At 71.7% G+C, this 13,299-nt stretch carries 15 protein-coding genes and 2 pseudogenes; 8 read left to right on the forward strand and 9 right to left on the reverse strand.

Annotated elements, in window-relative coordinates; translation table 11 throughout:
- Both ABZS54_RS38200 and ABZS54_RS38205 read left to right on the forward strand, forming a co-directional pair.
- A partial coding sequence (locus tag ABZS54_RS38200) for an FUSC family protein (RefSeq protein WP_355546714.1) occupies positions 1 to 1,116 on the forward strand: 1,116 nt, incomplete at its 5' end.
- 218 nt (positions 1,117 to 1,334) lie between these two features.
- A complete protein-coding gene (locus tag ABZS54_RS38205) occupies positions 1,335 to 2,081 on the forward strand; it encodes a Clp protease N-terminal domain-containing protein (protein ID WP_355546716.1) in 747 nt (248 codons plus the stop codon).
- A gap of 76 nt (positions 2,082 to 2,157) precedes the next feature.
- Here the strand turns inward: ABZS54_RS38205 and ABZS54_RS38210 are convergent.
- Positions 2,158 to 2,319, reverse strand: a pseudogene (locus ABZS54_RS38210) (MOSC domain-containing protein); the annotation flags it as partial.
- Between the two features lie 203 nt (positions 2,320 to 2,522).
- Here ABZS54_RS38210 and ABZS54_RS38215 point away from each other — a divergent pair.
- Positions 2,523 to 3,308, forward strand: coding sequence for an AAA family ATPase (locus ABZS54_RS38215; protein WP_355546718.1), 786 nt, complete (start codon positions 2,523 to 2,525; stop codon positions 3,306 to 3,308).
- A gap of 126 nt (positions 3,309 to 3,434) precedes the next feature.
- Here the strand turns inward: ABZS54_RS38215 and ABZS54_RS38220 are convergent, their stop codons facing one another.
- From ABZS54_RS38220 to ABZS54_RS38230, 3 genes are all read right to left on the reverse strand, one after another.
- On the reverse strand, positions 3,435 to 4,028 hold the full coding sequence (locus tag ABZS54_RS38220; RefSeq protein ID WP_355546720.1) for a TIGR03086 family metal-binding protein: 594 nt from the start codon (positions 4,026 to 4,028) through the stop codon (positions 3,435 to 3,437).
- A 163-nt stretch (positions 4,029 to 4,191) separates the two neighbouring features.
- Positions 4,192 to 4,407: a hypothetical protein gene (locus ABZS54_RS38225; RefSeq protein WP_355546722.1), complete on the reverse strand. Its 216-nt coding sequence runs from the start codon at positions 4,405 to 4,407 to the stop codon at positions 4,192 to 4,194.
- A gap of 115 nt (positions 4,408 to 4,522) precedes the next feature.
- Entirely contained in the window at positions 4,523 to 5,068 is a 546-nt protein-coding gene (locus tag ABZS54_RS38230) for a carboxymuconolactone decarboxylase family protein (RefSeq protein ID WP_355546724.1), read from the reverse strand.
- Between the two features lie 110 nt (positions 5,069 to 5,178).
- Between ABZS54_RS38230 and ABZS54_RS38235 the strand changes: the two genes are divergently transcribed.
- Positions 5,179 to 5,736: a TetR family transcriptional regulator gene (locus ABZS54_RS38235; protein WP_355546726.1), complete on the forward strand. Its 558-nt coding sequence runs from the start codon at positions 5,179 to 5,181 to the stop codon at positions 5,734 to 5,736.
- A 184-nt stretch (positions 5,737 to 5,920) separates the two neighbouring features.
- On the opposite strand, the gene ABZS54_RS38240 is transcribed toward ABZS54_RS38235, so the two are convergent.
- Together ABZS54_RS38240 and ABZS54_RS38245 are read right to left on the reverse strand one after the other, a co-directional pair.
- Complete coding sequence (locus tag ABZS54_RS38240; RefSeq protein WP_355546740.1) at positions 5,921 to 6,535, reverse strand: CatB-related O-acetyltransferase; 615 nt, start codon at positions 6,533 to 6,535, stop codon at positions 5,921 to 5,923.
- 162 nt (positions 6,536 to 6,697) lie between these two features.
- Entirely contained in the window at positions 6,698 to 7,390 is a 693-nt protein-coding gene (locus ABZS54_RS38245; RefSeq protein WP_355546742.1) for an MSMEG_1061 family FMN-dependent PPOX-type flavoprotein, read from the reverse strand.
- 899 nt (positions 7,391 to 8,289) lie between these two features.
- Here ABZS54_RS38245 and ABZS54_RS38250 point away from each other — a divergent pair.
- Both ABZS54_RS38250 and ABZS54_RS38255 read left to right on the forward strand, forming a co-directional pair.
- Complete coding sequence (locus ABZS54_RS38250) at positions 8,290 to 8,925, forward strand: hypothetical protein (RefSeq protein WP_355546728.1); 636 nt, start codon at positions 8,290 to 8,292, stop codon at positions 8,923 to 8,925.
- Positions 8,925 to 9,491: a GNAT family N-acetyltransferase gene (locus tag ABZS54_RS38255; protein WP_355546730.1), complete on the forward strand. Its 567-nt coding sequence runs from the start codon at positions 8,925 to 8,927 to the stop codon at positions 9,489 to 9,491. Before ABZS54_RS38250 ends, ABZS54_RS38255 begins: the two co-directional genes overlap by 1 nt.
- 21 nt (positions 9,492 to 9,512) lie before the next feature.
- On the opposite strand, the gene ABZS54_RS38260 is transcribed toward ABZS54_RS38255, so the two are convergent.
- The 3 genes from ABZS54_RS38260 to ABZS54_RS38270 form a co-directional block, all read right to left on the reverse strand.
- The gene (locus ABZS54_RS38260) at positions 9,513 to 9,674 is read right to left on the reverse strand and encodes a hypothetical protein (protein ID WP_355546732.1); all 162 of its coding nucleotides are present in this window, start codon (positions 9,672 to 9,674) and stop codon (positions 9,513 to 9,515) included.
- A 171-nt stretch (positions 9,675 to 9,845) separates the two neighbouring features.
- On the reverse strand, positions 9,846 to 11,216 hold the full coding sequence (locus ABZS54_RS38265) for an alkaline phosphatase (protein ID WP_355546734.1): 1,371 nt from the start codon (positions 11,214 to 11,216) through the stop codon (positions 9,846 to 9,848).
- Positions 11,217 to 11,453: 237 nt separating this feature from the next.
- Entirely contained in the window at positions 11,454 to 12,107 is a 654-nt protein-coding gene (locus tag ABZS54_RS38270; protein ID WP_355546736.1) for a M15 family metallopeptidase, read from the reverse strand.
- Between the two features lie 89 nt (positions 12,108 to 12,196).
- Here ABZS54_RS38270 and ABZS54_RS38275 point away from each other — a divergent pair, with 89 nt between their 5' ends.
- Both ABZS54_RS38275 and ABZS54_RS38280 read left to right on the forward strand, forming a co-directional pair.
- Positions 12,197 to 12,613: a zinc-binding dehydrogenase gene (locus tag ABZS54_RS38275; protein ID WP_355546738.1), complete on the forward strand. Its 417-nt coding sequence runs from the start codon at positions 12,197 to 12,199 to the stop codon at positions 12,611 to 12,613.
- A gap of 176 nt (positions 12,614 to 12,789) precedes the next feature.
- Positions 12,790 to 13,299, forward strand: a pseudogene (locus ABZS54_RS38280) (hypothetical protein); the annotation flags it as partial.

Here is a 13,299-nt window from a genome sequence, read left to right on the forward strand (position 1 = left end):
GGTCCCGCCGACCCCGCCGACCGCGCGGTCGCCGCCGCGATCGCGCACGCGCGGGAGACGCTCGCCGGTGCCTACCGCACCCCCGATCGGGTCGGCCGGCCGGACACGTTGCCCGAGCGGGTGGCCGCCGGTGCGCGCAATCTGCTGGTGTCGGCGGAGTCCTGGCGGTACGGACTGCGGCTGACGTTGTGCATCGGGGTGGCCCAGGCGCTGGTGTCCACGGTGGACGTGCCGCGCTCGTACTGGGTGCCGCTGACCGTCACGTTCGTGCTCAAGCCCGACTTCGGCTCGGTCTTCTCCCGGGCCCTGCTGCGTGCGTTGGGTACCGCGGCAGGGCTGGTGGTCGCAGGGGTGATCCTGGAGTTCGTACCGCGCGGCGGGTGGGAGGTGCCGGTCGTGCTCGTGCTCGCGGCAGCGCTGCCGATACTCTCTCGGCGCGGTTACGGCTATCAGACCGCGGTGATCACGCCGCTGATCCTGATCCTGTCCGACCTGCTCGGGCACCAGGGCGTCGGGCTGCTGGCGCCGCGCCTGGTGGACAGCCTGATCGGCTGCGCGATCGTGTTGGTCGCGGGCTATGTGTTGTGGCCGGAGAGCTGGCACACCCGGGTGGGCGCGCGTTTGGCCACGGCGGTCGAGGACACCGCACGCTACATCGAGTGCGCGTTCGACGAGCGGACCGATCAGGCGGCGCGGGCCCGGACTCGGCGGCGGATCTATCGGGACCTTTCCGATGTCCGCACCGAGTTCCAGCGCGCGCTGGGCGAGCCGCCGCCGGCCGGCGCCCGGGCCGCGGCGTGGTGGCCGCTGATCGTCGCGGTCGAGCGGGTGATCGACACCGGCACGGCGGCGGCGGTACGCACCGCGCACGGCGCGCCGCCGCCCTCGCCGGAGGCGGCCGCGTACATGGCCGCCGAACTGCGCGCACTGGCGGCCTCGATGCGCACCGGTGAATCGCCCGCCCGACCGGCGCCGCCGGTCGCCGCCGAGGATCCGCACGACGCGCTCACCGACGTGCGTCGGGAGGTGCGCTCGGCACGCACGATGCTGGACGGGCCGGCCGGACCCGGGGAGGGGAAGGGCTCGGCGGGGGTGGCGGACGGGCTTCGGTCGTAACCGTCGGGAGCGGATGCCGGAGGGCGCTGCTCAGTCGGGGGCATGCGCCCCGGTCGTCGACAGTTCCCGGATGCGCTGCCGTCCGTCGCTTCGAGCTCGAAGGCGACCTGCGCGCTCGACGTGAACCGCGGGCGGCGCCGATGCGGCGCTTCCGGCATTCGCACATCGTGCGTCAACTTGTGGTTGACGAACCTCGATCGTCAACCTACGGTTGACGCATGGAGAATCCCGTGCGCATGACGAATCCGGTTCGGCTCGACGACCTCATCGAGACCATCAAGAAGACCCATTCCGACGCCCTCCATCAGCTGTCCGACGCGGTGATCGTCTCGGACCACCTCGGCGAACTGGCCGATCACCTGATCGGGCACTTCGTGGACCAGGCACGCCGATCGGGGGCGTCCTGGAAGGACATCGGTACGAGCATGGGCGTGACCAAGCAGGCGGCGCAGAAGCGCTTCGTCGCGAAGGCGTTCGGCGAGGCCGACCTCGACCCCAGCCAGGGCTTCGGCCGCTTCACCGACCGGGCCCGCAACGTGGTGATGGCCGCGCAGAACGAGGCTCGCGCCGCGGGCAACCCCGAAATCGCGCCGGTGCACCTGGCGTTGGGACTGTCGGCGGAGCCCGAGGGGCTCGCCGTACGCGCCCTCGCCGCGCAGGGGGTGAGCCCGGAGGCCGTGCGCGAGGCGGCGCTTGCCGCGGTGTTGCCGCCGAGTGTCGATGCGCTGCCCGAGCTGATCCCTTACGACCAATCGGCGCGCAAGGTCCTGGAACTCACCTTCCGCGAGGCCTTGCGGCTGGGCCACAACTACGTCGGCACCGAACACATCCTGCTCGCGCTGTTGGAGTTGGAGGACGGCGCGGGCGTGCTCACCGGCCTGGGGATCGACAAGGACGCCACCGACGACTTCGTCATCGCCACGCTGGCGGCGCTGCTGGCGGAGCGCCACGGGCAACAGTCCTGACGCCGACAGCCCTTCCCGCAAACCCACCCGAGAGGCACCGTCCACGGCACCCCCCGCCGAGGACGGTGCCTCTCAGCCGGGTGGGGTCGACCGCGACGCGGGAGCGGTGCTGGACGGTGACACCGAGGTGGGCGTCACCCTCGACACCGAGACCGGCGAGCAGCCGGATATCGCCCTGGTTCGGCTTCGTGAACAAATGCTCCGAACTCCGACTCACCGCCGTCACCGTTCCGTCCACGACCCTGATCGTCCAGGACCGCTGATCCCCGGCGCGAAACCGCGCCCGCCACCCGAAGGTGTGGCCGCTCCGCCCGCTCGGGCGGCTTGTCGGCGCGTTCGCCCCCCGGGACACCGGGCGTCGACGATGATTGTCGTCGGCGGCCCCGGCCGCCCCGCAGGCGGCGCAACCTGTGAGGATGTCCGCTTGTGGGGGAGGCGACAGTGGGCGAGACGCACGGGCCGGACCGGACGGATGCCGCAAATGACCGGGCAGCCGACTCCGGGCTGCCGCTGCACCCGCGCGGGCTCGTCGACCTGCGCGGGCGAGAGCGCGGGCCCGCCGTGTTGGGCTATCCGACCGGTGCCGTCGTGGTGGTCTCCGGGTTGCCCGGCAGCGGCAAGAGCACTTTGCTCAACCGCTGGTCCCGATCGGCGACGGTGATCGACCCGCGCACGGCGCACGTCGAGTATCAGGCCCGGATGCCCGGATGGCTGCCGTACGCGGTGTACCGCCCGTGGGTGCGGCTGCAACACATGCGGCGGCTGCGCGCGCACGTGCGCGACGGGGGACCGGTGCTGGTGCACGACTGCGGCAGTCGGCCGTGGATGCGCCGATGGCTGGCCCGATCCGCCGGCCGACAGCGGCGCGAACTGCACCTGGTGCTGCTCGCGGTGGACGCGGCCGACGCGTTGGCGGGCCAGGAGAAGCGCGGACGCTGGGTCCCCGGACGGGTTTTCGGCCGACACCGGCGCGGCCTGGCCCAGCTGCTGCTGGCGCTGTCCGTACAGGGCAGCGCGGTGGTGCCGGAGGCGGCCTCCGTCGTACTGCTCGACCGCACCCTGCGCGAACACGTTGTCGCCCTGGAATTCGGCCCGGGTCGGGCCCCGCGGCCGCTGCCGGAGCCGCTGCCGGAGCCCGCCGCGCCGCCGCCGATCCCGCCCACCACCGTCACCACCGCGCGTGTGGCCATCCGACGCGACCCGCGCACCCCCGAACCGATGCCTTGACGGTTGTCCGCCCCCGGCCGGATGCGCGCCGCGGACCGGACGGGAGCGCTCGCCGGCACGCCGACCGGGCGCACGCGGTGGGTTCGCCTCGTCGCGTCCGGCATCTCGCCGCCGGGCCCGGGCGGGCTATGCCGTCGCCGGCTGCCATGCCGGCGGGCGACCGGCCCGGGCCACCACCCGGTCGAGCAGCGTGGCGTCGGCAGTTACCGGTACCGCGCGGGCGAACAGGGCCTGCGTGTCGGGGGCGTCCTCGGCATCCGGCGCCGGGGTCAGGAACGCCATGGAGGTTTCCAGGTTCGCCGAGTCCACGGCGTACTCCCGTCCCAGCGCACGAGCCAGATCCCAAGCGTGCAGCACGAGTTCGTTGTGGCACACCAGCCCCATGATCTCGGCGGGCAGGGTGACCCCACCGGCCCGGGTGATTCCCTTCCACGCGCCCGGCTCGCGCCACGTGTCCACCAACTCGTCCAACTGCCGGGGCAGGATCATCCGCCAGTCCGGATCCAGCGGGGGCATCGGGCCGCCGGGGGCGGTGGCGGTCAGCGGACCCGACTCCTTGTGCCCCGCGGCGCGGAACGCGGCGGTCAGGCCGACCAGGTGGGAGAGCAGATCGCGGACCGCGTACTGCGTACACGGCGTCGGATCGTCGAGTCGCGAGTCGTCGAGCCCGGCCACGAGCCCGGCGATGGCCGCGGCGGGAGGTTGCAGGTCCGGTGTCATGGGTGACTCCTTTGCGCGTCGTCGTTCGAGTCCATGAAGGGTGGACCGGAGCGGCCGGGAAAACTCATCGCGCCTACCCGAACTCGCCGGCGCGCATGCCGGACGCGGTGTCGACCGGGCGCGTCGGCCGTACCCCCGTACCGGCCGGCGCGCCCGGGCCCGTTCAGTCCCCGGCGCGCTCCACGCGGTACGTGATCAGCCGTATGGCCGGGGCCGAGACGACCTGGACGACACCGGTGCCGGGGATGTCGAGGTGCGCGAAACCGCCCTCGATGGCGACCCGGGCGGCCGGCACCGAGGCGGTGGGCGTGCCGTCGGCGCCGATCACCGCATAGTGGTCGACGAGCTCGACGGACGCGTCGTGCCAGATGCGATTCATCGCTGTGTCTCCGATCGTGGTCGTGTTTCGGCCGAGGCGCTGCCTTCGCCGCCGGCCGTATCTGCGGTCGTGCCCATGCCTGTGGCCATGCCCGTGGCCCTTTCCGTACCTTCGGTCATGCGCGCACCTCCGGGAAGTCCAGCTCCGGGCGAGCCAGGTGGTTGTAGTAGTTGGACAGCGTGTTCAGTGCGATGTGCGCGACGATCTCGGCCTGCTCGGCGTCGGTGACGCCGGCCGCGTGGGCCGCGGCCCGGTCCGCGTCGGTGACCCGGCCGCGGGTGTGCACGATCGCGCGAGCCAGACCCAGGACCGCGTCGGCGTGCGGATCCGCGTCGTGCCCGTCACGGGTGGCTCGGAGTTGCTCCTCGGTCAGTCCGATCAGGCCGCCGCGGAAGGAGTGCGCGCTGACGCAGTAGGTGCACTCGTTCTCCTGAGCGATCAGCAACGCGAGCTGCTCGCGCAGGCGCGGACGCAGGACACCCCGGGTGAGGTGGTCGCGCATCGCGAGGTAGCCCTCCAAGGCGGCCGGGCCGCTCGCGAGCGCCGCGTACAGGTTCGGCACGCGGCCGAGTTGCTTCGTGACCCGCCCGAGGAGTTCCTCGTTGTCGGGCTTGCCGTGGTCGACCGCCGAAGCGGTGGACGGGGCGGGTGTGGACGACATGCGGACCCCCGGTGTGTGCTGGAGCCGAACAAAAACGGTACCGATCGGTGCCGTTTTGCAGACGGTACTGAGCGGTACCGTTTTTGGTCAAGGGGAGTTAGGATCAGAACGTGCCTGTCAACGCCCGAGACCGCCTGCTCGCCAACGCCGAGGAACTCTTCTACGCGGAGGGGATCCGCGCCGTCGGCATCGAACGCATCCTGGCCCAATCGGGCGTCGGCCGTGCGTCGTTGTATCGGCACTTCCCGAGCAAGGACGACCTCGTGGTCGCCGTCCTGGAGGCGCGCGACCGGCGTTGGCGGAATTGGCTCGCCGAGCGGGTCGAGGCGCTGGGCGGCCACCCGCTCGCCGTCTTCGATGCGCTCGCCGAGCGGTTCGCGCACAACGACTTCCGGGGCTGCGCGTTCATCAACACGATGATCGAGTCCGCCGACCCGGACAGTCCCGCGCACCGCGTCGCGGCGGCACACAAGGAACACGTGGTCGACTACCTCGAACAGCTTCTGACCGGCGCCGATGTGCCCGAACCGGCTCTACAGGCAAGGCAGTTCGCTCTTCTGATGGACGGCGCCATCGTCACCGCCCTGCGCGAGCGCACCCCCGCCCCGGCCGACCGGGCCCGCCGACTGGCCGAAACCCTCCTCGCAGCCGGCAGCCCCGCCCCCTGAACCCACACGCCGACACCGCCCACACCAACGGTCCCGGCCACCGCACACCACCACACCCGGCCTGCCGCCGGTCCGTCCCCCGGTCACGCCCGCCTCACGAACCCCGCCCCGCGTCGCGCGCGCCACCCGACCGGCCCCGCACCCACGCCACCCCACAACACCCGCGCGCTTGCGCCGATTCGCGCTAGCGCGCGCCCGCGTCCGGTGCGACCGCCGCCAGGTCGGCGACCGTGCCGGACATGATGGTCCGCACGTGGCGGGTGATGTGTTCGATGGGCCAGTCCCACCAGGCCAGTTCGAGCAGGTGGGCGATGTCCGCCGGGCTGTATCGGGCGCGGATCGGGCGGGCCGGATTGCCGCCGACGATCGTGTAGTGCGGGACGTCGTCCACCACGACCGCGCCGGAGGCGACGACCGCGCCGTGACCGATCCGGACACCGGGCATCACGGTGGACCGATAGCCGAACCACACGTCGTTGCCGACCACCGTGTCACCTCGACCGGGAAGTCCGGTGATCAGGTCGAAGTGTTCGGCCCAGGAGCCGCCCATGATCGGGAACGGAAAGGTCGAGGGCCCGTCCATGCGATGGTTGGCGCCGTTCATGATGAACCGCACGCCCTCGCCCAACGCGCAGAACCGGCCGATCAACAGCCGCTCCGGGCCGTAGTGATAGAGCACGTTGCGGGTCTCGAACGCGGTGGGATCGTCCGGGTCGTCGTAGTACGAGAATTCGCCGACGTCGATCAGCGGTGAGGTCACCAACGGCTTGAGCAGGACCACGCGCGGCTGCCCCGGCATCGGATGCAGCACGGTGGGATCGGCGGGGGGAAGGGCATCCACGGGCGCGTACTCCAGGTGTCGTGCAGGGGTTTCGCAGAATTTTCGCATTCGCGGGGGTTGTTGGGTGGTTCCGACCCGTCGGCCGTCGATCCGGGCCGGCGGGTCCACCGGCCGCCTCGGCTATTCGTAGCGGTACTTGAGCGAGTCCTCCTCCGCCTGCCGAACGTCCTCGATGGTCAACCCCGGCATCCGTAGCTGGGCCAGCGTCACCTCGGCCGAACTCGGCTGCGCGTCGGCGGGCAGCCAGCCCTCGGGCTTCCAGGCCGAACTGCGCAGCAGGGCCTTGGGGCAGTGCGGATAGACCTCGTCCAGTTCCACCACGAGGGCGCTCACCGGCGGCTTGCCCACGGCAGTCAGTTGCGCCAGCAATTCGGGCCGCGCGGACACACACGCACGGCCGTTGGCGCGCAGGGTCGTGGTCCGACCCGGGATCACGAACAGCAGCCCGACCCGGCCGGTCTCCAGCACGTTGCGCAGCGTGTCCAGGCGCTTGTTGCCGGTCGCGTCGGGGATGACCAGCGTGCGGTCGTCCAGCACGGCGACGAAGCCGGCCGGCCCGCCGCGCGGGGTCACGTCGCAGCGGCCTTGCGCGTCTGTGCTGGCCACGAAGACCAGCGACGCGCAGCCGACGAGTGCCCGGGTCTTCTCGGTGAGCCGGTCCGTTTCCTTGGCGGCCGCCGCCGCGCCGGGTTGTTCGTAGAGTTCGCGCAGGCCCGTGGGATCGGTTATCGCGTCCGCCCGCAGTGCGTCGAACAGGCCGGTGTCGAAGGGGCCGTCGGTGTCGCCGACGGTGCCCGAGGTGCCGTTCTCCATGCTCGTGGTCATGGAGCCACCCTAGGAGACCTTAGGATCACCGCCGAGGCCCAGCCCTCACCGGTCCGGCGACAGCGGCGGTTGCCCGACGGTCTCGGTTGCCGGGTGCCCGCCCTGGCCCGATCGGTGCCGGGCCGCGTGGAGCGCGGTGCCACCGGCCGTCCCCGGCCGAGGACCCGCACGGCCGGCCGGGCAGCCGGCCTCCCGACCACGGGAGTCGCCGAGGGTCGCCGCGATCAGAGGCTGATCCGAACACGCCTGTAGCGCGCGCGGCTGGGACAAGCCGGCGGAATTTCTGCGGGCCTTCCACACTGCGGCACACCTGCTCGGCGAAGCGGTCACCCTGACGGACCGCCACTACCGCCGGTGGCGTCAACCCGACCCACCTGCACCCCGGGCGCGCGTCTGGCGGACCCTCCACGCCATGTTCGCCGTCTGCCCAAGCGAGATCGGGTTTCCTGGACCACCGCCAGGTGTCACCGCGGGGAGTGCACCACTCCTCGCGCAGAAGGGCACCGGCGTGGACCGACGGGCTTTCCTGGCCGACTCCATCGGCGCAGCCTCCGCATTGAGCTTGCCCGCCCACGTGGTCCCCCCTGAGCCCGGCCGGAGGCACCGGCGCCATCGGCACCACACATCTGCTCGAACTCCGGGCCGGCCTTCACGTCCTCTTCCAGCTCGACGCGACGTACGGCGGCAGCGACGTCCGATCCCTGGCCGTCCGCCACCTGAGCCGAGTCCGTCGCATCATCAACACCAGCAACTACCCGGACACGATCGGCCGTCAACTCCGCCTCCTCTCGGGGGAAGTCGCCGAGCACTGCGCCTGGCTGTACTACGACGCCGACAAGCAGGAAGACGCGCGACGCTATTGGGGCGAGGCCCTGACGACGGCCACGATGCTCCGCGACACGAACCTCGAAATCCTGGTCTTCTCCTCCATGAGTCTCCAGGCGTGCCACGAGGGACGGCCCCGCGACGGCCTCGACTTGGCCCGCGCCGCCCAGGACCGCGCGACCCGCCTCGGGTCGCCGGTCCTGCAATCCCTCATCGCCGCCCGGGAAGCGCGCGCTTTGTCGCTGCTGGCCGACGACACATCCGCTCGACGTCGCATGAGCGACGCCCTGCGGCTCGTCGACCGCAACGGGCGCGGGCGCCCCTCGCCCGAGTGGGCAGCTTTCCACGGGCATGCCGAACTGGACTACGCGCAGGGACTCCTCTACACCGAACTCGGCCACCACCAAGCGGCAACCGCGTTTTTGCGAGCCGCGCTTGCCCATCAGGAGGCCAACTACGGACGCAACCGTGCCCTGTACCGCCTCACTCTGGCCCGGGGCCTGATCGGCGCCGGGGAAGTCGACGAAGGCGCCGCCCAAGCCACAGCAAGCTTGACCGACCTGGAAGAGGTGGAATCGGGACGCGTCATGCGACGTCTCACCGAGGTGGTCGGCTCGCTGCGCGCCGTCGACGCCGTCTCCGGCCGGGAGGCCACCGACGAATTGGCCGAATACGTGAAAACGAAGGGGGCAGCGTGATGACCGAGGTGACGTACGAGCGATACGAGGGCCAGGAGGCCGCAGGACAGCTCGACGCCTTCCTGCCGGCCTACGAGGAGGTCTACGCCGAACCGCCGTACAGCGAAGGCCCCTCGGACGTCGCCCAGTTCATCGACCACTACCTCTTCCACACGCAGCGGCCGGGGATGCGTTTGATCATTGCCCGCGACGGCGAAGGCGTCATCGGGTTCACGTACGGATACCTTCTCCCCCGCGACACCGGGTGGTGGAACAACGTGGACCAGGTCCTCGCGGACGACTTCAAGCGCGAGGACGGCAACCGCACGTGGGTGATCCTCGAACTCGCGGTCCGTGAAAAGTGGCGCCGCCGCGGTTTCGCCGCTGCTCTCCACGCCGCGCTACTCGAGGGCCTGCACGTCCAACGGGTGACACTTACCGTCCGCCCGGAACCGGAGGCGGCCCCGGCGCAATCCGCGTACTCGTCGTGGGGTTACCGCACCGTCGGCGTGTCCCACCCGTGGGACGGCGCGCCGTTCTACAACGCCATGGTTCTCGAACTCGCCGGCCGGCCCGCCCGAGCCTGACGCCGGCAAACACGGAGCGCGTCAGGCAGCGTCCACATACATCCCGTTGTCCTCCTGGAACGCCGTCCAGGCCCGGTCGAACAGTTCGGGGGCCAGGGTGCGCTCGTAGAAGGAGTTGTAGCCCTCGAACAGGACCTGCCAGTCCGCCCGGTCCGCCGGCGTGAGTCTGTCGATGTGGACCACGTGCCGCCTCCTTGGATGATCCGAAGAACGCACCCTATCCGCGGGTTCGCTCGCGCCGACGGGCCCGCCCGGCCGGATCGGGTCGATCCCCGAACGCGCCGCGGCCCGCAGGCGGATGCCTGCGGGCCGCGGCGGCGGCCGAGGCCGCGCATCGGGTCGTGCGTTTTCGCGTCAGCGCAGTCGCAGCGCCGTCCGCAGCGTGGTGAACAGCTCCGTCTGGTCGGTCACGCCCAGCACTCGGTAGGCCTGCGGGCCCTGCGCGGCGATCCGCACCTCGGTGCCGGTGTGCTCCTGCGACTTGCCGGGGGTGTTGGTCGAGTAGTTGACCTTCAGCTGTCCACCCTCGTTGGTGACCAGCGTCGAGGACAGACCCGGCGGGGTGGCTTCCAGCGGCACGATCTGGCTGGTGTGGCCGTGGTCCGCGGTGGTCACCACGAGCGTGTCGGGGTGCTTGGCCGCGTAGTCGCGGGCCAGCTTGACCGCCTGGTCGAACGCGACCGTCTCACCGATCTGACCGCACGGGTCGGCGGCGTGGTCCTGCTTGTCGATCGAGGCACCCTCGACCTGGAGGAAGAAGCCCTTGCCGCGGTCGTGACCGCGGCCGGCCTGCTTGGCCTCCAGCAGCTCCAGTGCCTTGGCGGTGGACTGCACCAGCGTCGGCGTGTCGCCCGGGCGGGCCGGGTTGGAGGTCACGCAGCGCTGCGGCTCGGTACCGCCGACGGCAGCCGCCTTGCCGGTCCACTCGACCGGCACGTTGACCGGCGCGAACAGGCCGAGCACCGGCTTGCCGGCCTTGGCGGCCCTGAGCGAGTCGGCGTCGGTGACGACCTGGTAGCCCTGTGCCTGAGCCTGCTGGGTGACCGTCTTGCCCGCGAACGGACCCTGCGTGATGGTCTGGTCGAAGCGCGCCTTGCCGCCGCCCAGGAGCACGTCCACCTTGTGCGCGACGCTCTGCTCGGCGATCGAGCCGGGGCCGCCGGCGGCGATCGTGTCGGTCGGGCACTTGGCCATGTCCGCCGGGCCCGCGCAGCTGCGGTCCGTGGCGTGCGCGGCCAGCACTGCGGGGGTCGCATCGGTCAGCTCGGACGTGGTGACGCTGCCGGTGGCGTAGCCGTTGCGCTGAGCCAGCTCCAGGATGGTGGGCACCGCCTTGTCGGTGTCCGGGGTCTTGGAGATGCGCCCGTTGACCGTCTTGTGGCCGGTCGCCCACCCGGTGCCGCTCGCGGCCGAGTCGGTGACGTAGTCGGGACGGTTCTCCTTGTCCACCGCGTACGTCGTGTACGCGCCGGTCAGCGGGAAGCGGTCCATGTTCAGCCGACCGGCCGCGCCGACCGAGTAGTTGCGCGCCAGGGTGATCTCGGAGTCGCCCATGCCGTCACCGATGAGCAGGATGACGTTCTTGGCCGATCCGTCCTGGATCGCGTGCCGGGCTTGATCCGCCTGACCGAACGCCGACGCCGCGCCGGGTACGGCGACGCCGGCGGCCAGCACGACGGCCGCACCCCACGCGAGATGACGACGGGACACACGCAGATCCGGCATTTCTCCTCCTTCGAGGTCGACGCGTTGCCGACGCGGCAGAGTCCATCAGTCCCGGGGGAACCAAGGAGCGAAGAACAGATGACGTGTCGTGTACGACCGCATGTCCGTTGCCCGTCCCCGCACATCCCGGAAAAAATGCGCCGAATCGCCGAGTCGATGATCGCCGATGGTCACGTATTCGCTACCGACCGTCGGCTTCGGGCGTCCACCGTCGCCCTCGGGCGCCCGAAGCCGCCGTCAGTCGAGTTCGCGAGGCCCGTACAGGGCGGCCTCGGCCCCGGTGGCCAGCGCCCAGTAGCGGTCGCCGTAGGACCAGTGCCACCACTCGGTCGCGTAGTTGACGAGGCCGGCGGCGGTCAGGGCGGTGCCGAGCACGTCGCGGTTGGCGCGGGCAGCCGCGGTGATGTTCCGGGCCCCGGTGTAGCAGGCGCCGTCGCTCTCCTCGGGACTGGCGTTCATCGGGGTGCCGAGGTCGAGTTCGTGCCCGTCCGGGTCCACCAGGGTCAGGTCGACCGCCGCCCCGGCGCTGTGCGGGGCGATGTCGGGCGGCGAGACGTAGCGGCTGGCCGCGACGTGGATCCGGTCGGCGGACCAGTCGGGGTTGGCGACGCGCAGTTCGGCCGCGTACTCCTCGAAGTAGCGCCGTTGCAGGGATGGCGGCCGATACCCCTCGACGAACAGCAGTCGCAGCCCGTGCGGCAGCGCCGCCTGAGCCTTGATCAATCGGTCGAGCACGCCCACCCGCAAGAACGAGAACGCGGCGGCGTGCTCCGCCTGCCGCAGGTCCACCGGCAGCGAGCCGTCCAGGCGGACGTCCACGATCGGCTCGTCGCAGTCCCGCACCGGGATGGCGGCCACGCGCGGATCGGACATCAAGATGATCTGGTGCATGCGGTGATCATCTCGCGTCGGGCACACGGCACTTGCGCGCGGCCTCGGTCACGCCCGGGGCCTGTTCGGAGGGACGGGATCCCAGCCCTGTGCGCCGGCCGGCGGCGCGCGGGCGCGGGAGTCCGTGGCCCGAGCAGCTGCGAAAGGCCCTGGCCGGGTGGGAGGTCGGCGTCGTGCTGGACGGCGTCGGCGGCACGCTGGGCAGACAGGCGTTGGAACTGCTTCGGCCCGGCGGGCGGTTCCTGATGTACGGGTGGGCCTCCGGCGAGCCGACCGAGATCGGCACCCGCGACCTGGTCGAGCGACAACTGACCGCGACCTGGGCGATCGGCCCGAACATGGTGCCGCCCGGCGGTTGGCGCGAGTCCACCACCCGGGCGCTGCACGAGGCGGCCGCGGGCGTGCTGGTCCCGACCATCACCCGCTTCCCGCTGGCCCGGGCGGCGGAGGCGCATGCCGCGTTGGAGAGCCGGGCGGCCGAGGGAAAGGTGGTGCTGACGGTGTAGGTGGGGGCCGCGACCGGATTCGGCATCCGAGGCGGGGACGGCGACGGGTACGTGTGGGCCGACGTCGAGTCGGGGGTGGAACGCGGGCGGGAGATCGGATCGGGTCGTCGATTTCTCGGGCACGCACCGGCTCGGCGGCCGTGCGTCCGGTGGGTGAGGCCGGGCACAATGGTGATATGTCCAATGTTGTGCAGGATGGTATTTCCTGGCTCGCGGCGGGCGATGTCGATGACGTCCGCGGCGGCGACGGCACATCGACGGAGCCGATGTCGGCGGAACACCCTGCCGGGCGCGAACTCCCTTCGCGGTGGCGGTTGGACTGGGTGACCGGCCCCTGGGCGGCAGCCCGCCGTCCGGTCGCGCCGGGCGGTGCGGCCGCCGCCTCGACCGCCACCGGCGCGGATGCCGACGGTCGGGGTGCCGCGCCGTGGGTCCGAGCGCTGGTTCCCGAGCAGCCGATCGGCGAGCCGCTGACGGGGCACGACGGACCTGTGGACGCGGTGACCACGGCGCTGGTCGGCGGCCGGCCGGTCGTGGTCGCCGGCACCGCCGGGTGGGGAACGACGGTGCGCGTGTTCGACCTCGACCGCGGGCACCAGCTGTGCCGGCCCCTGGTCGGCCGGACCGCCTGGGTGGGCGCGGCACGGGCCGTCGTGGCCGGTCGCCCGGTCGCGGTGACCGGCGAC

Origin of the sequence: Embleya sp. NPDC005575, assembly GCF_040605455.1 — a bacterium.
In the GTDB taxonomy this organism is placed as follows: Bacteria; Actinomycetota; Actinomycetes; order Streptomycetales; family Streptomycetaceae; genus Embleya.